We start from the raw sequence: 26,434 nt of genomic DNA on the forward strand, positions 1-26,434 counted from the left end.
GTCACCGCCCCGCCGGCGTCCGCAGGAGCGCGCCCAGCCGGGCGACGTCGAAGTCCCCGCCCTCCAGCACGAGCGCGACGAGCTCGTCGGCCGTGTCCGCCCCGAAGCCCGCACCGTCCAGGTTGCGCTCGAGCTTCGCGAGCACGTCGGCCTCGGGCACCGGCCGTCCCGCCCCGCCGATGACGTCGTCGACGACCACGTCGTGCACCTCGCCGCCGGTCGTCGTCACGACGACCCGGGCCGGGAAGCGCGCCGGGAAGCCCGAGTCTTCCCAGGGCTCCGCCGTGATGCGCCGCGCCACGTCGGTGTGCGCGGCGTCGACCGGACGGGCGTAGAGCTCGAGGTCGACGGTGCCGTCGACGAGCCGACCGGCGAGCGTGTAGGGCAGGCTCCACCGGCCCAGGTGGGCGCGCGGCGGCACCTGGCGGGCCGGCCAGTCGCTGGCGATGATCGGTGCGGCGCCGGTCGGCACGTGGCAGTGGACGGCGGCGATGTCGGCCGGCTCCACGCCGGCCGCGAGCACCCGCTCGAGCGCCTCGACGAACGGGTGGATGAAGTGGCACGCCGGGATCAGCTTGAACGCCGCCTCCGGCAGGTGCCAGCGCTCCCCCAGGTCACCGAGCTCGCGCTCGAGCGCCGCGGGGGCGGCAGGGTCGTCGGCGTAGAGCCGGTAGAACCCGTGCGGCCCGTCCAGCACCGCCGCGGGGCCCGTCACGCCGGCCCGCGCGAGCGCGGCCGCCCACAGCCCGGAGTGGGCCGCCCAGGCGGGCTGCGCCGCCTTGACGGTGTCGCCGTCGGCGAGGAACGCGAACGTCCCGCCCGGTTGGCTCCCGGCGATCCCGAGCGCGTCGACCCCGTGCCCGACCCCGTGCCCGACCGCACCCTGGAGCAGCACCGCGACGAGCGCGGCCGCGAACGGGCCTGCGGCGCTCGTCGTCTGGAACCCCCGCGCCTGGAGCGTGCCGGGGCTGGCGAGGCCCATCCGCACGAGCACCTCCCACCCGACGGCGTACGCGGCCACCAGGTCCGCTCCCCGCGCCCCGGACTCCTCCGCCGCGGCCAGGGCGGCCGGGGTGAGGGTGGCGCTGCCGTGCATGACGGAGGCGACGTGGGTGTCGTCGTACTCGAGCGAGTGCACGAACGTGCCGTTGACGAGCGCGGCCACCTCGGGTGCGGCGCCCTCGGCACGGCCGAGCACGGTGGCCGGACCGGGGCGGCCGACGGCCAGTCGCTCGAGGCCCTGCAGCGGTCCCCGGTGGGCGGCGAGCAGTCCGACGCCCAGGCTGTCGAGGAGGTGAAGCCGCGCCGATCGGTCGACCTCGGCGGGCAGGCCCGCCGCGGCCGCGGCGCAGGCGGCGTCCACGAGACGCTGGGTCAGGCTCATCGGTCGTTCCCGTCGTCGAGGAGGGCGGTGAGGACGTCGGCCCAGGACTCCTGCCCGTGGCCGCCGTCGACGAGCCGGGCGGCAACGGACGCGAACCCCGGGGCGCTCGACTGCGTGAGGTCGGCCGCCTTGGCGAGCACCTCGTCGGGGCCCAGCGGACGGTCGGGACCGCCCACGGCGCTCAGCACCTCGCGCGTGTGCTCGCTGCCGTCGCTCAGCCGCACGGTCACCCGTGCGGGGCGGTCGTGCGGGGCGGGCGGGAGGTCGCCGTACGGCGCGAGCACGACCCGCTCCCGCAGCCGGGCCACCGTCGGCTCCGTGAGCCCGGGCGCGGCGTAGACGTCGGCGTCGGCCCGCCCCGCCGCCAACGTGGCGGCGACGACGTGCGGCACGGAGAACTTGCCCCCGAGGGCCGTGCGGGGCGCCGTGCCGTCGAGGGCGAGCGCCAGCGGGTGGGTGGCGACGGTGATCGCCTCCACCCGGGCGAGCGCGTCGCCGGTGACGCCGTCCGCGCCGAGCGCGAGGGCGCACTCGAGCGCGGCGTGCGTGTACTGGCAGGCCGCGTAGCGCTTGTGGTAGCCCTCGAGCACCGCCCAGTCCGTCGCCGGGTCGGCGAGGAAGGCCTCGTCGGGCACCTGGCCGTAGGCGTCCCGCAGCACGTCGAGGAGCGTCGTGGCGTCCGCCCCCAGCCCGCTCGCGGCCGCGTCGGCGGCGAGGAAGCCGAGCACCGCACCGCCCGCCGCCCAGGCGTTGCGGGCCTGCAGGCCGTCGGTGGCGTGCCGGAACGGCCCCACCATGCTCATCGAGGCGGCGACGTCGGCCGCGGCGAGCACGGCGGACGGCGACGACGTGCGCAACCAGGTGACCGCGGCGGCCGCACCGATGGGCGACAGCGTGGCATGGGGGTGCAGGCGCAGCGGCCGGGGCGCGGGGACCGCCCGCGCGACCTGCGTCGCGACCTCGTAGCCCACGACCACCGCGCGCAGCAGCGCGTCGGTGCTCGCACCGGTCGCCTCCGCCTCGGCGATCGCGGCCGGCACGGCGTAGAGGCCGCCGTGGCAGGTGGCCGGACGGAACCCCTCGTCCAGCTCGTCCCAGCCGGCCGCGACCGCGTTGGCCGCCGCCGCGCGCTCGCGCGGGGCGGAGCCGCCGGCCAGCACGCGCGACTCCCCCGAGCCGCCGCGCACCTGGAGACCGGCGAACGCGGCGACCTCGGCGTGGCGCCCCCCGAGCACCGTCGCGGCGAGGTCGTCGACGAGCACGAGGGCGGCGCGGCGGCGTACGGCGGGGTCGGCGAGCGGGTCGGCGGCGAGGCGCCGCTCCAGCCCGTCGCGCCACCCCGCCCAGCCGACGGGCACGCTCACGGGCGCTCCGCGGCGGCCGCCGCACCGGCCAGCCGGCCGAGGCCCACCGCGGTGAGCAGACCGTTGCCCGAGGAGTAGCCCCGGCCACCCGTCTGGCCGGACACGCCCGCGGCGACGCCGCCGACGGCGTACAGCCCCGGCACCGGACCGGCGTCGGTGAGCACCCGGCCGTCGACGTCCACGTCGAGCCCGCCCTGCGTGTGGAAGAGGCCCGGCGTCACGCGGGAGACGACGTAGGGCGCCTGGAGCGGCGCGTGCGCGAAGTCGGTGCGCCCGTGCTCGTCGGCGCGCTCGCCCCGGGCGGCGGCGTCGTACGCCGCGAGCGTGGCCCGCAGGGCCTCGAGGGGCGCGCCGGTGACGGCGGCGACCTCCTCCACGTCGGCGCACTCCTTCGCGCCGCCCATGTCGACGAGGTCGCGGTACTCGTCCTCCTTGAGCGTGATGTCGCGGATGCGCGCGTCGTAGACCGCCCAGATCGGGCCCTCGCCCGCGACGACGGAGGTCGTGAAGCCCGAGTAGCCGACGATCTCGTCGCCCAGTCGCGCACCGGTGGCGTCCACCAGCACGCCGCCCATCTCGACCGTGGTCCAGGACAGGATGCTGCCGTGGGGGTAGGCGACGGCGGCGTACCCCTGGAAGGCCTCCTGGTTGCGCAGCCGCCCGCCGAGCTCGACGCCCCACGCGAGGGCCTCGCCGGTGGAGCCGTGGGCACCGAAGTACTCCAGCCCGGCCAGCCCGGGGGCCCAGCGCTCGACGAGCTCGCGGTTGGCGGCGAAGCCGTTCGCCGCCAGCACGACGGCGTGGGCGCGGATCGTGTAGGGCTCGATGCGGTCGCCCGCGACCTCGACGCCCCGCACGACGCCGTCCTCGACGACGAGGCGGGCGACGGGGTTGCCGAGCACGATCTCGACGCCCGCGCGCTCGACGGCCGCGACCAGGTCGGCGGTGAGGTCGTGGCCGCGGCGCGACGCCGGGGCGTGCAGCCGGTTGACCGAGTGCCCGACGTGCTTGTAGTCCATGATGAGCTTCAGGCCGACCTGGTGGCTCTCGACGAGCCAGTCGACGAGCTCGCCGGACGTCTCCGCCAGGCGGCGCGTCAGGTGCTCCGCCTCGTGCGGGCCGCTCTGGCGCAGGAGGTCCGCCGTCATCCGGTCCGGGTCGTCGTCGACGCCCTGCTCGCGCTGCTGGCGGGTGCCCGCGCCGGGGATGGAGCCGGTCGAGAGCGACGTGTTGCCGCCGACGCGGTCGAGCTTCTCGAGCACGACGACGCTGGCCCCGGCGTCCGCGGCCGCCAGGGCGGCGACGAGGCCGCCACCGCCGGCCCCGACCACCACGACGTCGACGTCGACCTCGGGGACGATCTGCTCGGTCATGCTGCTCCTCCCTCGGGCAGCGCGGCGAGGCGCTGCAGCAGGCTGTCGGTGGTGTCGACGTCGGCGTACTTCTGGCCCATGTCGAAGAGGTTGACCTCGTGCACGAGCGGGCTGCGGTCGTAGACCGCGTCGCTCGGCACCGCCACCTTGTAGTTGTAGGAGAACGCGTCGACGGCGCTGCCGCGCACGCAGCCGGACGTCGAGCAGCCGGTGACGACGAGCGAGTCGACGCCGGCCTGCACGAGGTAGCTGAGCAGCGGGGTGCCGAAGAAGGCGCTCGGGTGCCGCTTGGGCAGCAGGATCTCCCCGTCGAGCGGCGCGATGTCGGGGTGGAACTCGTAGCCCTTCTCGGGGATGGCCATGATCCCGGGCACCTTGGCGCCGAGCGCACCGGCGTCGAAGGCCTGCTTGGGCGCGACGTAGGGGTACAGCACGGGCCATCCCTGGGAGCGGAAGAGCTCGAGCAGTCGCTTGATGTTGGCGACCGCGTCCCAGGCGACCTCGCCGCAGCTGGTGGTGAACTCCTCGAGGGCCTCGTCGAACGGCACCGGCTGCGTGCCCGTGGTGCGGTACTGCACGTCGATGATGAGGAGCCCCGGGCGCTTGCCGAGGCCGACGGGGCGGCCGAAGCCGGCCGCGTCGTACCTCTGCCGCGTCAGGTCGTCGATGATCTCGGTCATGCGGGGGTCCCCTTCTGCTCGGGAGCGGTGTCGATCGCAGCCAGGGCGGCGGCGCCGCTCTTCTCGCGGCGCAGGTAGCGACCGGTCGTGCGGTCGGCGAGCACGCCGTCGCGCAGCGCGAACTCGCCCCGCACGATGGTGTGGACGACGCGCAACGGGACCTCGGTGCCCTCCCACGGGGTGTAGTCGGCGCCCGAGTGCTGGGTCGCGGCGTTGATCGTGTAGCTGCCGTCGAGGTCGACGACCGCCAGGTCGGCGTCGGACCCGACGCGGATGGTGCCCTTCTGCGGATACATCCCGAACAGCTGCGCCGACCGCGTCGACGTGGCGTCGACGAGCCGCTCCAGCGGTACGCCGCGGCGCAGCCCCTCGCTGAGGGTCAGGGGCAGCACGCCCCCGGTGCCGGGGAAGCCGGCGGAGGCCGACCAGACGTCCTTCTCCTTGAAGGAGCGGTGCCGGGCGTTGTGGTCGGAGCCGACGGTGTCGACCCGGCCCTCGGCGAGGCCCACCCACAGCGCCTCGAGGTCCGCCCGCTCGCGGATGGGCGGGTTCACCTTGCCGTAGGTGCCGCAGCCCGCCTCGGTGGTGAGCGTCAGGTACTGCGTGCAGGTCTCCACGAACAGGTTCTCGTAGGACCGGCGCTGGCGCTCCATGGCGTCCAGCGCGAGCTGGCTGGAGGTGTGCACCGCGTAGACCGACGCGCCGGTGATCTGGGCCATGTAGGCCACGCGCTGCACGGCCTCGGCCTCCACGAAGGAGGGCCGCGAGGCGTTCCAGGCGTGGAGGGGGCCGCGGGACTCGTCGATCGGCCGGTTCTTCAGCTTCCAGACCAGCTCGATGTTCTCCGGGTGCGGGTTGATCATCGCGCCGGAGTCGGCGGCCATCCCCAGCACGTCGTACATGTAGCCGTCGTCGTTGCCGGGCAGGCCGAGGTAGGCACCCTCCTCGCCCTTGAAGTTCATGAAGAACTTGAAGCTGGAGACGCCGAAGTCGCGGATGTAGGCCGGGATGTCGTGCACGTGGTCGTCGGTGCCCACGCAGATGTGGAAGCCGAAGTCGACGTAGGAGTCCTGCTCCATCACGGCCTGCGCGCCCGGGACGATGTTCTCGTAGCCCTCGCCGCTCATGAGGTAGACGAGCATCGAGGTGATGCCGCCGGCGGCGGCCGACGCCGTCTCGAGGCGGGCGTCGTCGGGGTCCCGCGGGATGCGGATGTCCTTGCCGAGGTGCACGTGCGGGTCGATCGCACCCGGCAGCACGAGCTTCCCGCCGAGCTGCACGACCTCGCGGGCCTCGGCCGGCGCGCCGCGGTCGACGATCCCCGCGATGCGGCCGTCCGTGACCAGCAGGTCCACCGGGGTGACGCCCGTCCCGTGGAGGTAGACCTCCCCGCCGGCGAGCCTGAGGTCGTAGGTCGTCATGCCACGTCTCCGTCCTGCTCGGAGCCGTCCGCCCCGGGCGTGTTGGCCTCGGCGGCGTAGCGCCGCTCGAGCTCGTCGTAGTCCGGCTTGCGCACGAGCGACTGGCGGTCCTGCCAGCTGATCATCAGCTCGCTCGCCCGGGTGGTGTCGCCGTGCTCCGCGAGGTGGTCGAGCACCTCGCGCATCCCGGCGACGGCGCCGCGCATCGCGGCGTTGGCGTAGAGCGCGACGGCGTAGCCGATCTCGCCGAGCTCCTCGCGGGACGTCAGGGGGGTCAGCCCGCCCTCGACCATGTTGGCCATGTGGACGCCGGGCACGCTCCGCACGACGTGACGCATCTGCTCCGCGCTGCGGGGGGCCTCGACGAACAGGATGTCGGCGCCGGCGTCGCGGTAGCGACCGATGCGGTCGACCGCCTGCTCGAGGCCCTCGGTGGCCAGCGCGTCGGTGCGGGCCACGATCGCGAAGTCGTCGTCGATGCGGGCGTCGACCGCGGCGCGGACCTTCCCGACCATCTCGTCGGCGGAGATCACGTCCTTGCCCGAGAAGTGGCCGCACTTCTTGGGGCTGACCTGGTCCTCGAGCTGGAGGCCGGCGGCGCCGGCCCGCTCGAGCACCCGCACCGTGCGCTGCACGTTGATGGCGTTGCCGAAGCCGGTGTCGGCGTCGACGATGGCGGGCAGCGCGACGGCGTCGGCGATGGCCCGCACGTGGTCGGCGAGCTCGTTGAGCGTGAGGAGGCCGAGGTCGGGAGCGCCCAGGAACGTGTTCGTCACGCCCGCGCCGGACACGTAGACGGCCTCGTAGCCCGCCTCCTCGACGACGCGCGCCGTGAGAGCGTTCGGTGCGCCCGGCAGCATCAGCGGCGGACCGCTCCGCGCGATCAGGTCGCGCAGTCGCCTCGGGCTCGACATCTCGTTCACGTTCACTCCCGTTCAGGTGTCTGGTTGCATCACGGCCCGCCGCAGGGGACGGACCGCTCGGGATCAGCTGTCGTCGATCCCCAGGGCCTCGACGGCGCTGCGACGCGCCCGGTCGAGGTGACGGCGCATGGCCGCCGCGGCGGCGTCCTCGTCGCGGCGCTCGAAGGCCGCGACGAGCTCTTCGTGCTCGCCCTGCGCCTCGCGGGCGCGTGCCGGCACCTGGGCCGACATCCGACGGGCGAGCGAGATCTGGCGCTGGGCCTCCACCGTCGCCCGGCCGAGCGTCGCGTTGCCCGCCAGGTCGATGAGGCGCGAGTGCAGGTCCGCGTCGGAGGGGTACGGCGCGTCCGGCGCGCTCGACATCTCCGCAGCCGCTGCGTCCACCAAGGCTCGGAGCTCGGCGACCTCGGCGTCCGAGGCCCGCTGGCAGACCAGGCGCGCGACGTACATCTCGAGCGCGGAGCGCATCTCGTAGAGCTCCTCCACCTCGCGCCGCGCGAAGGTGCGCACGAAGGCGCCGCGGTGGCTGATCACGGTGACGAGGCCCTCGCCCACGAGGCGCTGGATGGCCTCGCGGAGGGGCCCGCGGCTGATGCCGAGCGACTGGGCGATGAGCACCTCGTTGAGCCGCTCGCCCGGGGAGAGGGTGCCGTCGAGGATCATCGACCGCACCGCCTCCTCCGTGCGGCGGGAGAACGTAGCGTCGCGCTCGAGCGGTGTCGAGCTGGGACGGTCGCTCCTGGGGGCCTTCGGCATGGACGTGTTCCTCTCGCGGTCCGTGCCGGCGGCGCGAGCGGGGAGGGTCGTCGTGCTCATCGCCGCGCCACCGGCATGTCAACTGTCGACACAGTCTCACGAACCGCGCGCTCGTGGCGACGCATTGCCAGGCCCGCGCAGGTGGCCGCCACGAGGCAGAGCACCACGATGTAGCCCGCCATCGGCAGGTTCGACCCGGTGCGGTCGTAGAGGTAGGTCGCGATGAGCGGCGCCGTGCCGCCGACCACCGTCGTCGGTAGGGCGTAGCTGAGCGAGGCGCCGGTGTAGCGGGTGCGGGCCGGGAACAGCTCGCTGTAGACGGCCGGCTGGGGTGCGTAGGCCGCGGACTGCACGACGGCGAGGCCGACGACCATCGCGACGAGGATGACGAGCGAGCTGCCGGTCTCGATGAGGAGGAAGTACGGCACGGTGAACCCGGCAGCGGCGAGGGCGGCCAGCATGACCTGGCGCCGCAGGCCGACCCGGTCGGACAGCCAGCCGAAGAGCGGGATCGAGACGAGGTAGCAGAGCGAGACGATCGTCAGGTGGTTGAGCACCTGGCCCTCGGTCACGTCCGTCTGGGTGGTGACGTAGGCCAGCGTGTAGGTCGCCACCGTGTAGTAGAGCGCGTTGTTGGCCGCACCCAGCCCGGCACCGAGGAGCACCTCGCGCCACTGGTGGCGGAGCACCTCGACGACCGGCACGTTCGTCGTCTCGTCGTGGGCCTGGGCCGCGGCGAAGTCGTGGGACTCGGCGAGGCCGCGACGGATCCAGAACCCGACGAGCACGATGACCGCGGAGATCCAGAACGGGACGCGCCAGCCCCAGCTGTCGAAGGCGTCGCCGCTGAGGCCGGCCGCCGCAGCGACGACGAGGCTGGCGAGCAGCAGGCCCGCCGGCGAGCCGACCTGGGTGGAGGAGCCGAAGAGGCCCTTGCGGCCCTCGGGGGCGTTCTCGACGGAGAGCAGCGCGGCACCGCCCCACTCGCCGCCCAGGGCGACGCCCTGGCCGATGCGGCAGAGCACGAGGAGCGCCGGCGCCCAGGCGCCGATGGCGTCGTAGGAGGGGATGCAGCCGATGAGGACGGTGGAGACCCCCATGAGCAGGAGCGTCGTCATGAGGACGTTGCGGCGGCCCAGCTTGTCGCCGTAGTGACCGAAGAGGATCGAGCCGATCGGGCGGGCCGCGAAGCCGACCGCGAAGGTCGCGAAGGCGGCGAGGGTGCCGACGACGCCCTCCTGGGTCGGGAAGAAGACATCACCGAAGACCAGGGCGGCGGCCGTGCCGTAGATGAAGAAGTCGTACCACTCCAGCGTCGTGCCGGCGAAGCTGCCGAGTGCCGCGCGCCGCTGCTGACCCACCGAGGGGCCGGCGTTCGTCGTGGACATGCGGGGCTCCTTTCGTGGGCGAGGGGAGGGAGGGAGAGGAGCAGGGTCGGGCGCGGGACCCGCTCGGGGGGCCGGACGACCGACCCCCCGAGCATCCGCCTTCAACTGTCGATTGTCAACAGTTAGCAGTTGACGGCTACAAGATCACGCCGTGGGTACCTTCGCCATGAGGCCGCCGTCGACCAGCACGGACGTCCCCGTCACGAACGCGGCGTCGTCGGAGACGAGGAACGCGATCGTGCCCGCCACGTCGGCGGGGCTGCCCATGCGACCGAGCGGCGCCGCGGCGGCCGAGCCGGCAGCCGCCCCCGCGGGGTCGGCCTGGGCGTCGAAGTACCCCTGCAGGTTCGGCGTCAGGATGAAGCCCGGGCACACCGCGTTGACACGGATGCCGTGCGGTGCCCCGTCGAGCGCCATGGCCTTGGTCAGGGCGAGCACCGCCCCCTTGGTGGCGACGTACGCCGCGTCCTGGGGGAACGCCGCGAACGAGGCCGTCGAGGCGACGAGCACGATCGCCCCGCCGCCCGGGACCATCGCCGGCCACAGGTGCCGGTTGAGCGAGTAGATGCTCGTCAGGTTCACGTCGAGCTGCCGGTGCCACTCCTCGGGCGTCAGCGCGTCAAGCGCGCCGACGACCGTCTGCCCGGCGTTGTGCACGACCACCGACGGCGCGCCGTGCTCGGCGATGACGCCGGGCAGCACCGCCTCCACCGCGGCGGCGTCCGTCACGTCGAACGCGGCGTACCGCGCGTCCGGGCCGCACGCGGCGGCCGCCTCCGCGAGCCGGCCCTCGTCGCGGCCCAGGAGCACGACCCGCGCCCCGTCGGCCGCGAGCCGCTCCGCCGCGCCGCGGCCGATCCCCGAGCTCGCGCCCGTCACGTAGGCGACGCGCGGTGCTCCCCCGGCGCTCACGCGTCGCCGCCCATCGGGAGCGCAGGCTCGCCCGCGGTCCAACCGCCGTCGACGGGCATGACGACGCCCGTGACCGCGGAGGCCGCGTCGGAGGCGAGGAACGCGATGACCGACGCGATCTCGTCGGGCTGGAACATCCGGCCCAGCGGGACGCGGCGCGAGACCGCGGCGTCGAGCTCGGGCGTCATCTGCTGCACGGCCATCGGCGTCAGGGTGAAACCGGGGCACACCGCGTTGACGCGGACGCCCGCCTCGGCCCAGTCGACCGCCATCGCGCGGGTGAGCGCGGCGACCGCGCCCTTGGAGGCCGTGTACGCCGACTGGTGCGGCAGGCTGACGAGGGCGGCCTGGCTCGCCACGTTGACGATGGCGCCCTTCGACTCCACCAGCGCGGCGTGCACGGACTGGCTGGCGTTGACGAGGCCGACGACGTTGACGTCGAAGCACTTCCGGAAGTCGGCCGCGTCCGTCTGCTCGAGCGGCAGGTTGGGCGTGATGACGCCCGCGCAGTTGACCAGCGCGTGGACCGCGCCGTGCTCGGCCACCACCGCGGCGCCGGCCGCGCGGACCGCCTCCCCGTCGGTGAGGTCGAGCGGGCCGGCCTCCGGCGTGCCGCTGATGTCCCAGCCGACCACCGTCGCGCCCTGGCGACGCAGGAAGTCGACGGTGGCGGCGCCGATGCCGGACGCCGCGCCGGTCACGACGACCACGCGGTCGCCGAGGGGCGCGGGGACGGTTGCTGCGGTGCTCATGCGGGTGCTCCTCTGCGGGTGGGTGCGCTCGACTCGTCCGAGCCGTCGGGCTCGTGCCAGGCGGGGTAGTCGGTGTAGCCGCGCTCCCCGCCCGTGTAGAAGGTCTCCTCGTCCCACGCCGCTCGCGGGCGGCCGTGCCGCCAGCGCTCGACGAGGTCCGGGTTCGAGATGAAGAGGCGGCCGACGCTGACGAGGTGGGCCGCGCCCTCCGCGACGATGGGCGCGACGTCGTCGAGCTCGCTGCCGCCGTTGTAGCCGGTGTTGAGGACGTACGTCGTGGGCCAGGTCTCCCGCAGCGTGCGGTGCAACGGGGTGCTGCGGCGACGCAGGGTGTGGAGGTACGCCGGACGCAGCTCGCCGATCTCCGCGGCCAGCCGCACGTAGGTGTCGTCGTTGTCCTGGTCGTCCATGTCGTTGAACTGGCCGCCGGGCGAGATGCGGATGCCGACGCGGTCCGCCCCGATCCGCTCCGCGACCGCGCGCGTGACCTCGACGACGAAGCGGGCCCGCCCGGCCGGGGTGCCGCCGTACGCGTCGGTGCGGTGGTTGGTGCCGGGGGCGAGGAACTGGTGGAGCAGGTAGCCGTTGGCCGCGTGCAGCTCGACGCCGTCGAGCCCGGCGGCGACCGCGCGGGCGGCGGACGAGGCGAACCCCTCGACCACCTCGGCGATGTCGTCGGGGGTCATCTCCGCCGGCTCGGGGGCCGGGACGCTGCGGCCGTCGGCGGTCTGCACCTCGAGGTCGGCGCGGACGGCGCTGGGCGCGACGATCCGGGCACCGGGCGGGATGAGGCTCTCGTGGCTGATCCGGCCCGTGTGCATGAGCTGGCAGAAGATGCGCCCGCCACGGGCGTGCACGGCATCGGCGACCTGCGCCCACACGGCTTGCTGGACGTCGGTGTGCAGCCCCGGCGTGCCGGGGTAGCCCTGGGCGGCCGCGGTCGGCTGCGTGCCCTCGGTGACGATGAGACCGGCACCGGCCCGCTGCGCGTAGTAGTCGATCGCCACCTCGGGCAGCACCCCGTGCTCGTCCGCGCGGTTGCGCGTCATGGGCGCCATGACGACCCGGTTCGCCAGCTCGATCCGGCCGAGCTGCCAGGGGTCGAGCACGGAGGGGCTGGTGGTGGGGCTGGTGGCGGGACTGGCCGTCACGTTCGGTCCTCCTCGGTCGGGCCCTGCAGCGTCTGCAGGGTGTTGAACAGCGCGGCCGACAGGTGCTCGCGCATGGCCGCCCGCGCGCCGGTGGCGTCACCGGCGACGAGGCAGCGGATGAGGCGGCGGTGCTCCTCGCGGGCCTCCGCCGCGCGGTGGCCGCCCGCGCCGGACCGGGAGCGGGCGAGCCGCAGCTCGACGTTGACCTGGCGGACCATGCGGGCCAGCTGGTCGTTGGCCGCGTGCAGCACGATCAGGTCGTGCAGGTCGTGGTCGTCGAACACGGCGGTGAGACCGGAGTCGGCCTCGCCGTCCGCGAGCCGCTCCAGGTCGATGAGCCCGGCCCGGCCCGCGTCGTCGATCCGGCGGGCCGCCAGGGCGGCGGCCTCGCACTCGAGCGCGATGCGCACCTCGAAGAGCTGGCGCACGTCGCTGAGGTCCAGGTGGCGCACCGAGGCGCCACGGTGGGACTCGACGACGACGAGCCCCCGGTGCGCGAGGCGCCGCAGCGCCTCGCGCACCGGTCCCCGACTGACGCCGAAGGAGCTCGCGATCTCGCTCTCGCTCAGCCGCGCCCCCGCCTCGAGGGCTCCGCTCACGATCTGCTCGTGGAGCAGGGCCTCGACCCGGTCCGCCAGGGTGAGGCTGGTGCGGTCGAAGGGCACCAGCCCGGGAGGTGCGGTGTCGGTCATCGGGGAGGTCAGTCCGCGATGTTGACGCACACGGTCTTGAGGTCCGTGTAGTCGTGGAGCACCTCGTGGCCCATCTCGCGGCCCCAGCCCGACTCCTTCATGCCGCCGAACGGCATGCTCGGGTCGAAGACGCCGTAGGCGTTCACCCAGACCGTGCCCGCCTGCAGCCGCCCGGCGACGCGGTGCGCCCGCGCCACGTCGCGGGTCCAGACGCCCGCCGCGAGGCCGTAGCGGGTGTCGTTGGCCGCCCGCACGACCTCGTCCTCGTCGGTGAATCGCGTCGCGACGACGACCGGTCCGAAGATCTCCTCCTTCACCACGCGGGCGTCCGCAGCGGTGTCGGCGAAGACGGTGGGCTCGATGAAGAAACCCTCCTCGCCCTTGCGGACGCCGCCCGTGAGCACGGAGCCCTCCGCGCGACCCACCTCGAGGTAGGACCGCACGCGGTCGAACTGGGCCTCGTTGGCCACGGGGCCGATCTCGCTCGACGCGTCGAAGCCGTCCCCGACCTTGATCTGCTCCGCCTTCTTCACCAGGCCGGCCACGACCTCGTCGTACACGCTGTCGTGCACGTAGAGCCGCGAGCCCGCCGCGCACGCCTGGCCGGCGTTGTAGAAGATCGCGTTGCTGGCGCCGTCGATCGCGGCCTCCAGGTCGGCGTCGCCGAAGATGATGTTGGCGCTCTTGCCGCCCAGCTCCAGCGTGACGCGCTTGAGGTTGCCGCCGGCCGCGTCGAGGATGCGGCGGCCCGTGGCCGTCGAGCCCGTGAACGAGACCTTGTCGACGTCCGGGTGGGACGCGAGCGCGGCGCCCGTGGTGTGGCCGAAACCGTTGACCACGTTGAGCACGCCGGGCGGGATGCCCGCCTCGAGCGCCAGGTGGGCCAGGCGCAGCGCGGAGAGCGGCGTCGACTCGGCGGGCTTCAGCACCACGGTGTTGCCGGCCGCCAGGGCGGGCGCCACCTTCCACGCCGTGATGACGAGCGGGAAGTTCCACGGGACGATGAGGCCGACGACGCCGAGGGGCTCGCGGCGGGTGTAGGTGTGGTACTCCCCCGGGGCCGAGATCGGGATCGTCTCGCCCTCGATCTTCGTCGCGTAGCCCGACATGTAGTGGAACAGGCCGGCAGCGGTGGGGACGTCGCCGTCCCGCGCGCCCAGGTAGGGCTTGCCCATGTCGAGCGTCTCGACGCGACCCATCTCGGCGGCGTCCGCCACGATGAGGTCACCGAGCCGCCACAGGGCCGCCGCCCGGTCCTTCGGCTTCATGCGCGCCCACGGTCCGTCCTCGAACGCCGCGCGGGCGGCGGCGACGGCCTTGTCGACGTCGGCCGCCGACGCCTCGGCGACCTTCGCGAAGGCGCGCCCGGTGGACGGGTTGATCGTGTCGAACTCCTTGCCGCCCTCACCGTCGACCCACTCGCCGCCGATGTGGAGGCGGGTGTGCTCGATGGGGCGGTCGGCGTCGACGTCGAGCGCCTGCTGGGTGGTGGTCACGTGTCGTGTCCTCTGCTCTCGTGCTCGGGTTCTGGGTGCGCGGGCCGGCTCGGCGCGGCTCAGTGCTCGTGGACGACGACGCCGCGGATGTTGCGACCGGCGTGCATGTCCTCGACCGCCTGGTTGATCTCGTCGAGGCCGTAGCGGCGGGTGACGAGCTCGTCGAGCTTGATCGAGCCGCGGCGGTACATCTCGAGCAGCCGCGGGATGTCGCCCACGGGGCTGCAGTTGCCGTACATGACGCCCTGGATGGACTTCGCGAAGTTGGTGAGGTCCTGCGGGCTCACGGCGATCGACATCTCCGAGGAGCCGACCGAGACCAGCACGCACGTGCCGGCCTTGCCGACGGCGGCGAAGGCCTCGCCGATGATGTCGCCGTCGACGCGACCGACCGTGATGATCGCGACGTCGACGCCCTGGCCGTTGGTCAGCTGGTCGATGAGCGGACGCGCCTCGCCGATGGAGGCGAAGGAGGCGGTGGCGCCGAAGTCGGCGGCCCGCTCCTGCTTGTAGTCGACGGGGTCGACCACGATGACGTGGTCCGCACCCGCGTGGCGGGCCCCCTGCACCGCGTTGGCGCCCACCCCGCCGAGGCCCAGCACGAGCACGACGTCGCCCGGCTTCACGCCGCCGTTGACGGCCGCGCCGTACCCGGTCGCGACGCCGCAGGAGACGAGGCACGCCAGGTCGAAGGGGATGTCCTCGGGCAGCTGCACCGTCTGCGACTCGTGGCAGACGAGGTAGTTGGAGAACGTGCCCAGGCGCGTGACGCCGCCGACGGGGTTGCCGTCGGTGTCGTGGAACCGGTAGGTGCCGTCCATCGCGCGGCCCGTCTCCATGCCGGCGCCGTTGTTGCAGATGTAGCTCTGGCCCTTGGCGCAGTAGCGGCAGGTGCCGCAGGCGGGGATGAAGAGCGTGGCGACGTGGTCGCCGGGCTTCACCCGGGTGACCTTGGCGCCGACCTTCTCGACGATGCCCGCGCCCTCGTGGCCCCCCACCATCGGCAGGGGCACGTCGAGGTCGCCGGTGACGAAGTGGTCGTCGGAGTGGCACAGCCCGGAGGCCATGACCTTGACGAGCACCTCGTTCTCACCGGGCTCGGCGACCTCGAGGTCCTGGACCTGCCACTTGCCGTTGACCTCGTGGATGACGGCTCCGCGTGCCTGCATGGTCGTGCTCCTTCGTGCCGGGGTGGTGCTGGGTGGATGGATGTCTGGATCGGGCTCGGTCTGGCCGGGTCAGGCGGTGGCGGCCATGCGCCGGCGCTTGCGCTCGCCGCGGGTGCGCACCAGCTTGGAGAGCACGACGGCGATCACGAGGGCGCCGCCGTAGAACAGCTCCTGGACGTACTGCTGCGCGCCCATGAGCTGGAGGCCGGTGATGCCGGTGACCAGGAAGTAGACGGCGATCAGGGTGCCCCACGGGTTGAACCGACCGATGCGCAGGACGGTCGAGCCGAGGAAGCAGGCGGCGAACGCCGGCAGCAGGAACGACGCACCCGAGACGGGGTCGGCGCTGGCGGTCGTGCCCGCGTAGACCACGCCGGCGAGGCCCGCGAAGCCGGCGGAGATGACGAGCGACGTCCAGCGCATCCGCGCCACGTTGACGCCGTTGAGGCGGGCCACGTCGCGGCTCTGGCCGACGAACAGCAGGCGCTGGCCGAAGGCCGAGTGGTCGAAGACGTACCAGACGAGCACGCACAGGGCGATCGCGTAGTAGAAGCCGAGCGAGATGACGATCCCCGGCTGGGTCAGCACGGCGTCGGTCAGCGTGCGGTCCACGCCGCTGATCGTCATCGAGCTCGAGATCAGGAAGATCAGGCCCTGCACCACCGTGCCGACACCGAGGGTGACGATGAACGGGTCGATGTCGAAGACGGTGACGATGAAGCCGTTGAGGAGGCCGACGCCGAGGCTGACCACGATGGCCGCGACGACCGCGAGCCAGATGTTCCACCCGTGGTTGACGTTCAGCAGCGCCACGGTCATCGCCGAGAGCCCGAGGGTGTTGGCCACCGACAGGTCGTAGTCCCCGGCGCGCAGCGGCACCAGCAGGCCGAGCGCGAGGATCAGCAGCACGACCTGGGTCGAGAGCATGTTGGAGACGTTCGCCGTGGTCGGGAACGTGTCCGGCACGATGAGGCTGAAGGCGACGATGAGGGCGGCCCACACCCCCAGCAGCGCGAAGCGCTCGGGCTCGGCGGGCTTGCGCACGACGTCGGCGCGGGCCCCGCGGCCCTTCCCGTCGTCCCCGGGCGTCACCGGGCGCTCCTGGTCGATGGCAGTCATGAGGCTTCCTCCGCGTAGACGGCGGACGCGAGCGCGTCCTTGGTGATGTCGTCGCCGTGCAGCTCGGTGCGCGCGCGACCGGCGTCGAGGACGACCACGCGGTCGGCCATCTCCACCAGCTGCTCGTAGTCCGAGGTCGCGCAGAGCACGGCCATGCCGTCGGCGACCGCCGAACGGATGAGCTTGAAGATCTCGCGCCGGGCGCCGATGTCGACGCCCTGCGTGGGCTCGTTGAGCAGGAGGACGGTCGGTCCGGTGTCCATCCACTTGCCGATGAGCGCCTTCTGCTGGTTGCCGCCCGACAGGTGCCCGAAGAGGGCCCGCGGGTTGGGCGGCACGACGTTGAGGCGCTCGCACGTGTCCTGCGCCTGGCTCTCGAGGCCCTTCCAGTCGACCTTCGCGCCGCGTGCGCTGCGGTCGAGGAAGGGCAGGGAGACGTTCTCGAGCACCGTGAGCCCGAGCGCGCCGCCCTGGCCCTTGCGGTCCGCCGGGATGAGCACGACGCCCGCGTCCATGGACCGGGCCGGCGTCGGCCGGCGCACCTCCTGGCCCCCGTGCACCAGCGTCCCGCTCGAGGCGGCGCGCGAGCCGAAGAGCAGGTCGGGCAGCTCCTCGAACCCGGAGCCGGCCAGGCCGGTGACCCCGACGACCTCCCCCGGGTAGAGGTCGAGGTCGAGGCCTTTCACGCGGGCGCCGGACAGCGCCCGCGTGGAGAGCAGCGGCTCCTGGTCGTGCCGGACCGTCGCCGCCCCACGGGCCACGTGCTCGTCGCGGGCGCCGAGGATGAGCTGCACCAGGTCGTCGCGGGTCGAGCCCTGCGTCTCCCGCGTGCCGGCGAGCACGCCGTTGCGGAAGACGGTGACCCGGTCGGTCACCTGCAGGATCTCGTCGAGGTCGTGGGAGACGAGCAGCACCGCGTCGCCGCGCTCGCGCAGCCGGCGCAGCACGCCGAACAGCAGGTCGACCTCGTTGCGGGGCAGGAACACCGTCGGCTCGTCGAGGACGAGGATCTGTCCCCCGTCGACGCCGCCGGCCTCCTGGGCGCCGACCGCACGGACGACGGCGACCATCGCCCGCTGCACCGGCGAGAGCATGTCGATCGTGGCTTCGGGGCTGACCCCGATGCCGAACCGCTCCAGCAGCTCGGTCACCCGGGCCCGCTCGGCGCGCCAGCCCACCCGGCGCCAGCCCGGTGCGCTGCCCTCGTGGTCGAGGGCCATGTGCTCGAGCACGGTGCCCGCGGGCGCGAGGCCGAGGTCCTGGTGCACGAAGCCCAGGCCCTCGTCCCGCAGCCCCCGGGGGCCGAACGGCGTGGAGATCTCGCGCCCGCGGACGGTCACCGAGCCGCCGTCGGCGTCGTGGACGCCGGCGAGCACCTTGATGAGCGTCGACTTGCCGCAGCCGTTGGCGCCGAGCAGGCCGTGGATCTCGCCGGGCCGCACGTCGAGGTCGACCCCGCGGAGCGCGGGGACCCCGTTGAACGACTTGCGCAGGTCGCGGACCTGGAGCAGGGAGGTGCTCATGTCAGGACAGGCCCCACAGCTCGAGGTACGCCGCGGCGTACTCGTCGCCGAAGCCCTTGCCGCTCTCCGGCGGGTTGCCGGTCTCGGCCACGTTCGACTCGTCGATGAGGCGGATCGGGCCGGACTCGCCGGGGATGGGCTCCTCGCCGAGGATGGCCCGGAACGCGACGTCCATGTTGACGTAGGCGACCCAGTCGGGGTTCTCCGCGATGTTCACGGCCACCTCGCCGTCCTGCACCATCCGCAGGATCGAGGGCGTGCCGTTGAAGGTGTAGATGGGGACCTCGCGGCTGCCGGCGGCCTGGCGGATGCCGGGCGAGGCGTACAGGGCCATGGAGTCGTAGATCGGGAGCACGGCGTTGATGTCCTGCTCGCGCACCAGCGCCGACTGCACCTGGCTCTGGATCTGGGTCGACCACTGCGGGACGGCCACGTTGATGACGGTGGCCTCCGAGCCCTCGGGGCCCGACTCCTCCAGCGTCTCCTCGATCGTCTCGACCATGCCGGCCGCCGGGCCGGTCTCGGAGGACTGGATGACGAGGGCGTGGACCGGCACGCCGTCGGCGTCCGCGATGGCGGCGAGGGCCATCAGGCGGGCGGCCTGGTTGAAGGGGGCATAGGCCTCGTACTCGAGGCCCGGGGTGCCCTCGCCCTCGCTGTCGCTGATGTGGAGCGGGATCACGGGGATCCCGGCGTCCTTCGCCGCGTCGATCGACGGGCCGAGCGTCTCCGCCAGGGGGCCGTTGAGCAGGATGGCCGACGCGCCGGCGTTGATGGCCTGCGCGATGCCCTGCTGGTAGGAGGTCTGCGTGCCGTCCGAGGGGAAGGTCACGTAGTCGATGCCCGCCTGCTCCGCGACCGCGGCCATGGCGCGCTCCCCCGCGGTGTAGAACTCCGCAGTGCTGTCGATCGGGATGCTGTAGATCGTCTCGCCCGCGAGCGAGCTGACGTCGATGGGGTCACCGAGGTCGTCGGTCGTCGGGACAGCCTTCGCCTCGTCGACGAGCTCGGCGGCCGCGTCGGCGCGCTCGCGGCCCTCGTCGGTGGACTCCCCACCGGACTCGAGCGAGCTGGTGCACGCGGTCAGGGCGGTCAGGGCGAGGGCGGCCACGCCGACCTTGAAGGTGGTTGTGCGCATGTGGGACTCCGTTTGCGGGTGCGGGTTCGGGACGTCCGAGACGGGGTGCTGCGGTGGTGCCGGGAGGTGTGGGCGGCGGAGCCGGCTCAGCGCTGGGCGAGCTCCGGGCGGAGGTCGAGGTCCTCGTAGATGCGGGCGATCGAGCGCCGCTGGAAGACCTCGACGAGGGAGTCGGGGTAGCCGACGTAGTCCTCGGTGTCGACGTGGATGTTGTCGGGGAAGCGGATCTCGTCGCAGGCCTGCTCGAGGCTGTGCCCGGCGCTCTTGGCAGCGGCCACCTCGCCGACGACCTCGCGGCCCCACTGGCGGTACTGCTCCAGCACCGCCCGGTCGGCGACCTCGCCGTGGCCGGGGACGAGCACGGTGAAGTCGTAGGCGGCCACCGCGTCGATCGCGTCGAACCAGTTCCAGATGCGCGAGTCCTGGAACGAGGGCAGGCCGGCCTCGCAGACGATGTCGCCGGTGAACACGACGCCGTCCTCGGGCAGGTAGGCGATCAGGCTGTTGGCCGTGTGGCCGGGCTGGAAGGTGAGCTCGAGGTGGAGCTCACCGAAGTGGAGGTCGAGCGCGTCGTTGAAAACGACCTCGGGCACGCGCACGGCGTACTCGTCGAGCATCGCCACAGCGTCGGGGTCGATCCGGGCGAAGAGGTCCTTGAGGTAGTCGTAGGTCGGCGCGTCGTGGAGCAGCCGTTCCCGGGTGCCCCGGTGCGCGACGACCTCGCCGCCCATCCAGAAGTTGCCGATCGTGTGGTCGGGGTGGTGGTCGGTGTTGACCACGAAGCGCGTGCGGCCGAACCCGTCGACCACCTTCCGCCACGCGATCGCGTCCGTCGGCCGGTGCGGGGTGTCGACCAGGGCCACGCCGTCGGCGCCCACGATGATCGAGTTGTTCGAGCCCAGGTTGGCGGTCTCGACGTGGACGTGCTTGCTGACCTGCTGCAGGGTCACTGCTGCTCCTCACGGGTGGACGGGCGGGCGGTGGCGGTCTCGGGAGTGCTCTCGGGGACCGGCATGGAGGCCCCGCCGAGGAAGCCGACGAGGTTCTCGATGCGGGTCGGGGCGAAGATCTCGACGAAGGTCGCCTCGCCCTCGATCGACCGGCCGCCGTGCACGACGTCGCGAGGGACGACGAGCACGTCGCCGACCGACAGCTCCATCTCCTCGCCGCCGACGGTGAAGGCGATCCGGCCGCTCGTCATGACGACGGCCTGCTCCGCGTCGGGGTGCGTGTGCATCGGCAGCACCGTCGGGTGCACCCAGCGGATCCGGTTGATCCCCATCTCCTTGCCGGTGACGGCGGTACGGAAGTTGCCGGGCAGCACCTCGCGCTCCGGCAGGTCCGACCAGGCAGACACGAACGACATCGGGGGCTCCTCCTCGGGGTGCCGGGACCGCTGGTGAGCGGGTGACGCAGACCACGTCACGGGCATGCCGACGAACCTAGGTTGCCAACTGACAACTGTCAACAGTTTGCTGATCGGGGATGTGTAACGGCTCTGTGAACGGGCCCGAAAGCGTCCTCCACACCCACTCGCACGCGGCGCGGACCGCGAACGGTCGACTGCCGACCGTCGACCGATGAGCCGCGTGGCGTGCGGGGCGCGACCAAGGGTGGCGGAGGTGTACGGCTGGGGCAGGTCCGGCCTCGACCCCGGCCGCACCCAACGCACCATTCCCCATCCAGCGGCGGGTCCGGATCACCCAGCGCCCCAGGTACGGCGCGGGGCTCGCCAGCGGCGTACCGCTCCCCTAGCGTGCGAGGGGTGAGCATCGACCTCCCCGCCGCCGTGACGTTCATCGAGGCCAACGCCCGCCTGCTGGACCGGCGCCGCGCGGAGCTGCTGCTGGGCACCGGTACGAAGGAGCGGGTGGTGGCGGCGCTACGGCCCTACGCCAATGCCGACGGGGGATTCGGCAGCGCGCTGGAGCCCGACGTGCGCGGACCGCACAGCGAGCCGACCGCCGCCCTGGCCGCGCTCGAGGTGCTCGCGGAGGTCGGGATGCTCGATGCGCCGGCCACGGCCGACCTCGTGCGCGACGTCGCGGCGTGGGTCGCGGGGGTCGCGGAGGCGGGCGGCGGGGTTCCCTTCGTGGTGGCGGCGACGGCGCGGCACCCGCACGGCCCCTGGATGCAGCCGACGCCCGGTGGCTCGCACCTCACGTTCGGGCTCGCCGGCGCCCTCCACGGCCGCGACCTGCCGTGGGTCGGCGTGGGGACGGCCTGGTGCTGGTCACGGCTGGAGGCGGAGGAGCCGCTCGACGCCTACAGCGTGAAGTTCGCCCTCGACCTCCTCGACGCCGTGCCCGACGACCACCCCGACGCGGCGCGCGCGGACGCCGCGGTCGAGCGTCTGCGCCCGCTCGTCGGCGCGGACGGGACGATCCCGGTCCCGGGCGGCACCGACGGTGAGCGGCTGCACCTGCTCGACGTGGCGCCCCGCCCGCGGGGCCGCAGCCGCAGCCTGTTCACGCCGGAGCAGGTGGCCGCCGACCTCGACCGCCTCGAGGCGGGCCAGCAGGACGACGGCGGCTGGACCTTCGACTGGCTCGCCTGGTCGCCGGGGCAGAGCGCCGAGTGGCGCGGCCTCGTGACCCTGCGGGCGCTGCACGTGCTCGCGGCGCACGGGCGGCTGGGCTGACCGCCTGCCGCGAACGACTCACCCCCACGGGTGAGTGTCACCCGCTCGCGTGGCGCCGTCCGCTGCTCGCACCCTAGGGTCGAGCGGACTGATCGCCGGCCCGGACCTCCCGGGGCGCCAGGTGCGCTCGGGGAAGGAGCAACGCCGTGGACCCCGTGCCCCAGCCGGTGGTGCGTCCCCACGGCGTGGCCCACACCCCGGCCTACCCCGAGGCCGACCTCACCAACTGCGACCGCGAGCCGATCCACGTGCCCGGCGCCATCCAGCCGCACGGCATCCTGCTCGCCCTCGACGAGCACCTCGGCTCGGTCGTGATCGCGTCGGCCAACGCGGGCGAGCTCCTCGGCGTGCCCGCCGACGCGGTCGTCGGCGCCACCCCCGCCGACCTCCTCGGCTCCGACGCCACGGCCACCATCGCTGCGCGCGTGGCCGCCGGCCTGCCCACCGAGCCGCTGGTGCTGGTGCTGCCGGAGGGCCCCGGCGCCCTCCGCGGCACGGAGCTCGACGTCCACGTCGTGCGCAGCGGGGACCGCGTCGTGGTCGAGCTCGAGCCGGTCGTCGGCACGGGCAGCCTGTCGTTGTCCTACGGCTCGGCCCGCGGCGCCATGGCCCGCCTGAGCGGCACGGAGTCGATCGCCGACCTCGCCGACCACCTCGCCCGCGAGGTGCGGGAGCTGCTCGGCTTCGACCGCGTGATGGTCTACCGCTTCGACCCGCAGTGGAACGGCGAGGTGATCGCCGAGCAGCGGCGCCCCGACCTCAACCCGTTCCTGGGGCTGCACTACCCCGCGACCGACATCCCCGCCCAGGCGCGGCGGCTCTACACGGTCAACTGGACGCGGCTGATCGCCGACATCGGCTACACCCCCGTGCCGCTCGACCCCATCTTCGACCCGGCCACCGACGCGCCCCTCGACCTGTCGTTCTCGCGGCTGCGCAGCGTCTCGCCGATCCACGTCGAGTACCTCGGCAACATGGGCGTCAGCGCCTCCATGTCGATCTCGCTCGTCGTCGACGACCAGCTGTGGGGCCTCATCGCCTGCCACCACTACTCCGGTCCGCACCGACCGGCGCAGGACGCCCGCGGCGCCGCCGAGTTCCTCGCCCAGGTCGCCTCGCAGCTCGTCGGCGAGCGGGAGCGCGCCGAGGGCCGGGAGGCCGCCCTGCGCGCCCGCACGATGCTCGCCGGCATGGTCACCCGCATCACCACCAGCCCCGAGAACCCCCTCGAGACGCTCATCGCCGACCCCGAGCTGCTGACGCTCATGGGGGCGACCGGCGCGGCGCTCGCCCACGACGACCTCCTCGCCACGGCGGGCGACGTCCCCGGCGAGGACGAGCTCCGGGCCATCGCGCGGGTGCTGGCCGACAAGGAGAGCTACGCGACGTACACCGACGACGTGTCGGCGCTCGAGCCACGGCTCGGCGACCTCCCCGACGTGGCCCGGTACGCCGCGGGAGCGCTCCGCATCGGCGCCGAGCCCGACCGGTGGATCCTCTGGCTGCGGCCCGAGCAGGAGCAGACCGTCGACTGGGGCGGCGACCCGCGCAACAAGCAGGTGGCCGCGGCCGAGGGGCCCGAGGTACGGCTCAGCCCGCGGCGCTCCTTCGAGAAGTGGCGCCAGGTGGTGCGCGGTCGGTCGCTGCCGTGGGAGCCGTGGCAGGTCGAGGCGGCCGACGCGCTCGGCGTGCACGTCACGGGCCTCCTGCTCTCCCGCGCCCGCGAGCACGTGCAGGTCGCCGAGTCGGTCCAGCAGAGCGTCGTGCTCGGCGAGGTGCCGCAGTTCGACGGCCTGGAGGTCGCGGCGCGCTACCTGCCCGCGTCCACCGTGCAGATGGGCGGCGACTGGTGGGACGCGTTCGAGATCGCGCCCGGCCGGGTCGTCATCGTGCTGGGCGACGTCGCCGGCCACGGGGTGGAGTCCGCCTCGGCGATGATCCAGCTGCGCACGGCGCTGCGGGCCTACATGTACGCGGGCTCGACCGTCGCCCAGACGCTCGACCAGCTCGACCACCTCATGCTCAACCTGCTGCGCGACCACGTCGCGACGGCGGTGGCCGCCGAGGTCGACCTGGCCACCGGCCGGGTCGACCTCGCCGCCGCCGGCCACCTCCCGCCCCTGCTGGCCGCACCCGGCGGCACCGCGGACCTCACGATGACGGCCCGGCCGCTCCTCGGCTTCGGGGCCTCGGAGGCGCCGGTCACGACCTTCACGCTCGCGCCCGGCGAGACGCTCATGCTCTACAGCGACGGTCTCGTCGAGCGCCGGGGCGTCGACATGGGCGAGCGCACGGCGGTGGTGCGCTCGCTCGCGACGTACGACCCCGCCGTGGCCCTCGACGACTGGATCGACCGGGTGCTGACGATCCGCGACGGCACCGAGGACGACGACACGACGGTGCTGGCGGTGCGGCGCCCCCTGTGACCCCCGCGCGGGTCAGTGGACGAGCTTGAGGCCCACGACGCCGGCGACGATCATCACGAGGAAGAGCACCTTCGCGACCGACACCGGCTCGCCGCCGGTCGCCATCGCCCAGGCGACGGTGAGGACGGCGCCGATGCCGACCCAGACCGCGTAGGCCGTGCCCACCGGCAGGTCGCGCATCGCGAGGGCGAGGCCCGCCATGCTCGCGACGAGCGCGACGCCGAAGACGGCGGTGGGCACGGGCTTGCTGAAGCCCTCCGAGCGACCGAGAGCGGTGGCCCACACCGCTTCGAGCAGACCGGACAGCACGAGGACGAACCAGGACACGACAGCCTCCACGGGCCGTCTTGTCGCTGACCGGGTACGGCACCCCTCGTCCGGAGCCTCCTGGCGAGGCCTGCCGCCGAGGGTGGCACACGGGTGCACCCCGGGCAAGCCGCGGCTCAGGACACGACGCGCAGCACGACGAGGGCGACGTCGTCCTCCTCCTCGGAGGGCACGACGAGCGTCGAGAGCAGGTGGTCGCTGAGCGCCTCGGCGTCGAGGTGCGCCCCCGCGGCCAGCGCCGTGCAGAGCTCCTTGATGCTCACGTCGAGCGGGATGCCGCGCCGCTCGATGAGGCCGTCCGTGTAGAGCACGACCGTCGAGCCCACCGGGAGGTGGACGGCGAGGTCGGTGCGCACGGTGGTCGGGTCGATGCCGAGGATCGTCTCGCCGCCGGCGTCGAGCACCTGCGTGGTGCCGTCGGGGCGGAGCAGCACGGCGGGCGGGTGGCCGGCGCGCGACCACACGAACCGCCAGCGGTCGCGCTGCGCGTCGGGGTCGAGCTGCTCCAGGAGCTCGAGCGGCTCGACCCGCGCCACGATGGCCGTCGCGATCGAGCGCACCTCGAGCAGCTCGAGCGCACGGTCCAACGCCTCGAGCACCCGCGCGGGGCCGTCGACCGTCGCCACGGCGATCCCGCGGGTCAGGTTGCGCGCCTGGGCCATGGTGCCGGCGGCGGCGAGGTCGTGCCCGGCGACGTCGCCGATGGCGAGCACGAGGGCGCCGTCGTGCTGAAGGAACGCGTCGTACCAGTCCCCGCCGATCTGGGCGACGTGCGCCGCGGGGACGTACCGCACCGCCACCGCCAGCCGCTCGTGCTCCGGCGGCGGCGTCAGCAGCGCGCGCTGCAGCGCGATGGAGACGTTGCGCTCCGCCTCCGCCTGCCGGCGCTCCGACGCGAGCAGCTCGATGCGGGTGAGGGCCTGCGTGAGGGCGTTCGCGATGCCGCGGAGGAAGTGCCGGTAGTGGTAGTCGAACGGCAGCCGGCCGCTCTGGCGGGCCACGAGCACGGGGACCTCCTCCCCCGGGGCCGGCCGGCCGAGCTGCAGCCAGACGACGCGGCCGGCGGCGGTCTCCTCGACGTACGCCGCGGTCGGCACCAGCAGCGTGGACGGCGCCACCGGCAGGCCCGCGTCCGTCCCGGCGGTCGCGTCCAGCGGCTCGCCCGGCAGCCGCAGGTCGATCGCCGCGAACTCCTCGGTGATGCCGCGCAGCAGGGCCAGCGACCGCGAGCGCAGGTCCTGCGCGGTCGTCGCACCGGCGAGCACGTCGGCGAGCCCGGTGAGCGTGATCGCGCGTCGCTGGGCGAGCACCATCGACGAGATCTCCACGGCGATGTCGAGCACGCCCTCGATGCGGCCGCCCGTGCCCTGGACGGGCGAGTAGGAGTACGTGAACCAGCAGTCCTCGAGGAAGCCGCGACGGTGCAGCGGCAGGAGGGTCTGGTCCACGCGGAACGACCCGCCACCGTCGAGCACCCCCTGCATGAGCGGCCCGATCTCGTCCCACGCCTCCGGGAACACCGACTCCGCCGTGCGACCGAGCGCGGTCGGGTGCTTGTCACCGATGAGCTCGACGTAGGCCTCGTTGTAGAGCAGCACGAACTGCTCGCCCCACAGCAGCACGGCGGGGAACCGGGAGTTCACGATGGTGCGCAGGGCACCGCGGAGCGTGCCGGTCCACTGCTCGGGCGCGCCGAGCGGGGTCGACGCCCAGTCCACGGCGTCGTAGCGCGCATGCAGGTCGGGGCCTGCCCCCTCCCAGAGCGTCACCTCAGCAACCTACCGAGTGCCCCCCGAGGA

General features: G+C 73.6%; 23 protein-coding genes and 1 riboswitch. Of the genes, 2 read left to right on the plus strand and 21 right to left on the minus strand.

Annotation, left to right across the window (positions count from 1 at the left end):
• Position 1: 1 nt before the first annotated feature.
• From PIR53_12440 to PIR53_12530, 19 genes are all read right to left on the minus strand, one after another.
• Complete coding sequence (locus tag PIR53_12440; GenBank protein WZH50831.1) at positions 2-1,384, minus strand: MmgE/PrpD family protein; 1,383 nt, start codon at positions 1,382-1,384, stop codon at positions 2-4.
• Positions 1,381-2,748 (minus strand): MmgE/PrpD family protein, encoded by a 1,368-nt coding sequence (locus tag PIR53_12445; GenBank protein WZH50832.1) that lies wholly within the window; start codon positions 2,746-2,748, stop codon positions 1,381-1,383. Before PIR53_12445 ends, PIR53_12440 begins: the two co-directional genes overlap by 4 nt.
• Positions 2,745-4,121: an FAD-dependent oxidoreductase gene (locus PIR53_12450; GenBank protein WZH50833.1), complete on the minus strand. Its 1,377-nt coding sequence runs from the start codon at positions 4,119-4,121 to the stop codon at positions 2,745-2,747. The genes PIR53_12445 and PIR53_12450 overlap by 4 nt, the downstream gene beginning before the upstream one ends.
• Complete coding sequence (locus PIR53_12455; protein ID WZH50834.1) at positions 4,118-4,801, minus strand: isochorismatase family protein; 684 nt, start codon at positions 4,799-4,801, stop codon at positions 4,118-4,120. The genes PIR53_12450 and PIR53_12455 overlap by 4 nt, the downstream gene beginning before the upstream one ends.
• Complete coding sequence (locus PIR53_12460; GenBank protein ID WZH50835.1) at positions 4,798-6,222, minus strand: amidohydrolase family protein; 1,425 nt, start codon at positions 6,220-6,222, stop codon at positions 4,798-4,800. The genes PIR53_12455 and PIR53_12460 overlap by 4 nt, the downstream gene beginning before the upstream one ends.
• Positions 6,219-7,136, minus strand: a complete 918-nt coding sequence (locus PIR53_12465; protein ID WZH54447.1) for an oxaloacetate decarboxylase — start codon at positions 7,134-7,136, stop codon at positions 6,219-6,221. The genes PIR53_12460 and PIR53_12465 overlap by 4 nt, the downstream gene beginning before the upstream one ends.
• A 72-nt stretch (positions 7,137-7,208) precedes the next feature.
• The gene (locus PIR53_12470) at positions 7,209-7,901 is read right to left on the minus strand and encodes a GntR family transcriptional regulator (protein WZH50836.1); all 693 of its coding nucleotides are present in this window, start codon (positions 7,899-7,901) and stop codon (positions 7,209-7,211) included.
• Between the two features lie 56 nt (positions 7,902-7,957).
• Positions 7,958-9,289 (minus strand): MFS transporter, encoded by a 1,332-nt coding sequence (locus tag PIR53_12475; protein ID WZH50837.1) that lies wholly within the window; start codon positions 9,287-9,289, stop codon positions 7,958-7,960.
• A 144-nt stretch (positions 9,290-9,433) separates the two neighbouring features.
• Positions 9,434-10,201: an SDR family NAD(P)-dependent oxidoreductase gene (locus PIR53_12480; GenBank protein ID WZH50838.1), complete on the minus strand. Its 768-nt coding sequence runs from the start codon at positions 10,199-10,201 to the stop codon at positions 9,434-9,436.
• Entirely contained in the window at positions 10,198-10,953 is a 756-nt protein-coding gene (locus PIR53_12485) for an SDR family NAD(P)-dependent oxidoreductase (protein ID WZH50839.1), read from the minus strand. The genes PIR53_12480 and PIR53_12485 overlap by 4 nt, the downstream gene beginning before the upstream one ends.
• Positions 10,950-12,104, minus strand: a complete 1,155-nt coding sequence (locus PIR53_12490; protein WZH50840.1) for an alkene reductase — start codon at positions 12,102-12,104, stop codon at positions 10,950-10,952. The genes PIR53_12485 and PIR53_12490 overlap by 4 nt, the downstream gene beginning before the upstream one ends.
• Positions 12,101-12,796 carry a GntR family transcriptional regulator gene (locus tag PIR53_12495; GenBank protein ID WZH50841.1) on the minus strand — a complete coding sequence of 232 codons (696 nt, stop codon included), beginning with the start codon at positions 12,794-12,796 and terminating at the stop codon, positions 12,101-12,103. Before PIR53_12495 ends, PIR53_12490 begins: the two co-directional genes overlap by 4 nt.
• A gap of 8 nt (positions 12,797-12,804) precedes the next feature.
• Complete coding sequence (locus PIR53_12500; GenBank protein ID WZH50842.1) at positions 12,805-14,292, minus strand: aldehyde dehydrogenase family protein; 1,488 nt, start codon at positions 14,290-14,292, stop codon at positions 12,805-12,807.
• Positions 14,293-14,351: 59 nt separating this feature from the next.
• Positions 14,352-15,461 carry an NDMA-dependent alcohol dehydrogenase gene (locus PIR53_12505; GenBank protein WZH50843.1) on the minus strand — a complete coding sequence of 370 codons (1,110 nt, stop codon included), beginning with the start codon at positions 15,459-15,461 and terminating at the stop codon, positions 14,352-14,354.
• A 69-nt stretch (positions 15,462-15,530) separates the two neighbouring features.
• On the minus strand, positions 15,531-16,580 hold the full coding sequence (locus tag PIR53_12510) for an ABC transporter permease (protein ID WZH50844.1): 1,050 nt from the start codon (positions 16,578-16,580) through the stop codon (positions 15,531-15,533).
• Complete coding sequence (locus PIR53_12515; protein ID WZH50845.1) at positions 16,577-18,103, minus strand: sugar ABC transporter ATP-binding protein; 1,527 nt, start codon at positions 18,101-18,103, stop codon at positions 16,577-16,579. Before PIR53_12515 ends, PIR53_12510 begins: the two co-directional genes overlap by 4 nt.
• Before the next feature lies 1 nt (position 18,104).
• Positions 18,105-19,241 (minus strand): sugar ABC transporter substrate-binding protein, encoded by a 1,137-nt coding sequence (locus tag PIR53_12520; protein WZH50846.1) that lies wholly within the window; start codon positions 19,239-19,241, stop codon positions 18,105-18,107.
• A gap of 86 nt (positions 19,242-19,327) precedes the next feature.
• Complete coding sequence (locus tag PIR53_12525; GenBank protein WZH50847.1) at positions 19,328-20,191, minus strand: MBL fold metallo-hydrolase; 864 nt, start codon at positions 20,189-20,191, stop codon at positions 19,328-19,330.
• The gene (locus tag PIR53_12530; protein WZH50848.1) at positions 20,188-20,607 is read right to left on the minus strand and encodes a cupin domain-containing protein; all 420 of its coding nucleotides are present in this window, start codon (positions 20,605-20,607) and stop codon (positions 20,188-20,190) included. Before PIR53_12530 ends, PIR53_12525 begins: the two co-directional genes overlap by 4 nt.
• Before the next feature lie 399 nt (positions 20,608-21,006).
• Here PIR53_12530 and PIR53_12535 point away from each other — a divergent pair, with 399 nt between their 5' ends.
• A complete protein-coding gene (locus PIR53_12535) occupies positions 21,007-21,882 on the plus strand; it encodes a hypothetical protein (protein WZH50849.1) in 876 nt (291 codons plus the stop codon).
• 146 nt (positions 21,883-22,028) lie between these two features.
• The gene (locus PIR53_12540) at positions 22,029-24,308 is read left to right on the plus strand and encodes a SpoIIE family protein phosphatase (protein WZH50850.1); all 2,280 of its coding nucleotides are present in this window, start codon (positions 22,029-22,031) and stop codon (positions 24,306-24,308) included.
• A 12-nt stretch (positions 24,309-24,320) separates the two neighbouring features.
• Here PIR53_12540 and PIR53_12545 read toward each other — a convergent pair whose 3' ends face one another.
• On the minus strand, positions 24,321-24,635 hold the full coding sequence (locus tag PIR53_12545) for a multidrug efflux SMR transporter (protein ID WZH50851.1): 315 nt from the start codon (positions 24,633-24,635) through the stop codon (positions 24,321-24,323).
• A 9-nt stretch (positions 24,636-24,644) separates the two neighbouring features.
• A riboswitch (guanidine-III (ykkC-III) riboswitch) is annotated at positions 24,645-24,710 on the minus strand.
• Positions 24,711-24,751: 41 nt separating this feature from the next.
• On the minus strand, positions 24,752-26,404 hold the full coding sequence (locus PIR53_12550; protein ID WZH50852.1) for a SpoIIE family protein phosphatase: 1,653 nt from the start codon (positions 26,402-26,404) through the stop codon (positions 24,752-24,754).
• Positions 26,405-26,434: the final 30 nt, after the last annotated feature.

This window comes from Nocardioides alkalitolerans, assembly GCA_038184435.1.
Lineage (GTDB): Bacteria > Actinomycetota > Actinomycetes > Propionibacteriales > Nocardioidaceae > Nocardioides > Nocardioides alkalitolerans_A.

What these genes read in the sequence shown, in the direction of transcription:
- PIR53_12450 (WZH50833.1), bottom strand. Translation starts at nt 4,121, where the DNA reads ATGACCGAGCAGATCGTCCCCGAGGTCGACGTCGACGTCGTGGTGGTC.
- PIR53_12460 (WZH50835.1), bottom strand. Translation starts at nt 6,222, where the DNA reads ATGACGACCTACGACCTCAGGCTCGCCGGCGGGGAGGTCTACCTCCAC.
- PIR53_12495 (WZH50841.1), bottom strand. Translation starts at nt 12,796, where the DNA reads ATGACCGACACCGCACCTCCCGGGCTGGTGCCCTTCGACCGCACCAGC.
- PIR53_12505 (WZH50843.1), bottom strand. Translation starts at nt 15,461, where the DNA reads ATGCAGGCACGCGGAGCCGTCATCCACGAGGTCAACGGCAAGTGGCAG.
- PIR53_12520 (WZH50846.1), bottom strand. Translation starts at nt 19,241, where the DNA reads ATGCGCACAACCACCTTCAAGGTCGGCGTGGCCGCCCTCGCCCTGACC.
- PIR53_12515 (WZH50845.1), bottom strand. Translation starts at nt 18,103, where the DNA reads ATGAGCACCTCCCTGCTCCAGGTCCGCGACCTGCGCAAGTCGTTCAAC.
- PIR53_12530 (WZH50848.1), bottom strand. Translation starts at nt 20,607, where the DNA reads ATGTCGTTCGTGTCTGCCTGGTCGGACCTGCCGGAGCGCGAGGTGCTG.
- PIR53_12455 (WZH50834.1), bottom strand. Translation starts at nt 4,801, where the DNA reads ATGACCGAGATCATCGACGACCTGACGCGGCAGAGGTACGACGCGGCC.
- PIR53_12485 (WZH50839.1), bottom strand. Translation starts at nt 10,953, where the DNA reads ATGAGCACCGCAGCAACCGTCCCCGCGCCCCTCGGCGACCGCGTGGTC.
- PIR53_12470 (WZH50836.1), bottom strand. Translation starts at nt 7,901, where the DNA reads ATGCCGAAGGCCCCCAGGAGCGACCGTCCCAGCTCGACACCGCTCGAG.
- PIR53_12440 (WZH50831.1), bottom strand. Translation starts at nt 1,384, where the DNA reads ATGAGCCTGACCCAGCGTCTCGTGGACGCCGCCTGCGCCGCGGCCGCG.
- PIR53_12465 (WZH54447.1), bottom strand. Translation starts at nt 7,136, where the DNA reads ATGTCGAGCCCGAGGCGACTGCGCGACCTGATCGCGCGGAGCGGTCCG.
- PIR53_12475 (WZH50837.1), bottom strand. Translation starts at nt 9,289, where the DNA reads ATGTCCACGACGAACGCCGGCCCCTCGGTGGGTCAGCAGCGGCGCGCG.
- PIR53_12510 (WZH50844.1), bottom strand. Translation starts at nt 16,580, where the DNA reads ATGACTGCCATCGACCAGGAGCGCCCGGTGACGCCCGGGGACGACGGG.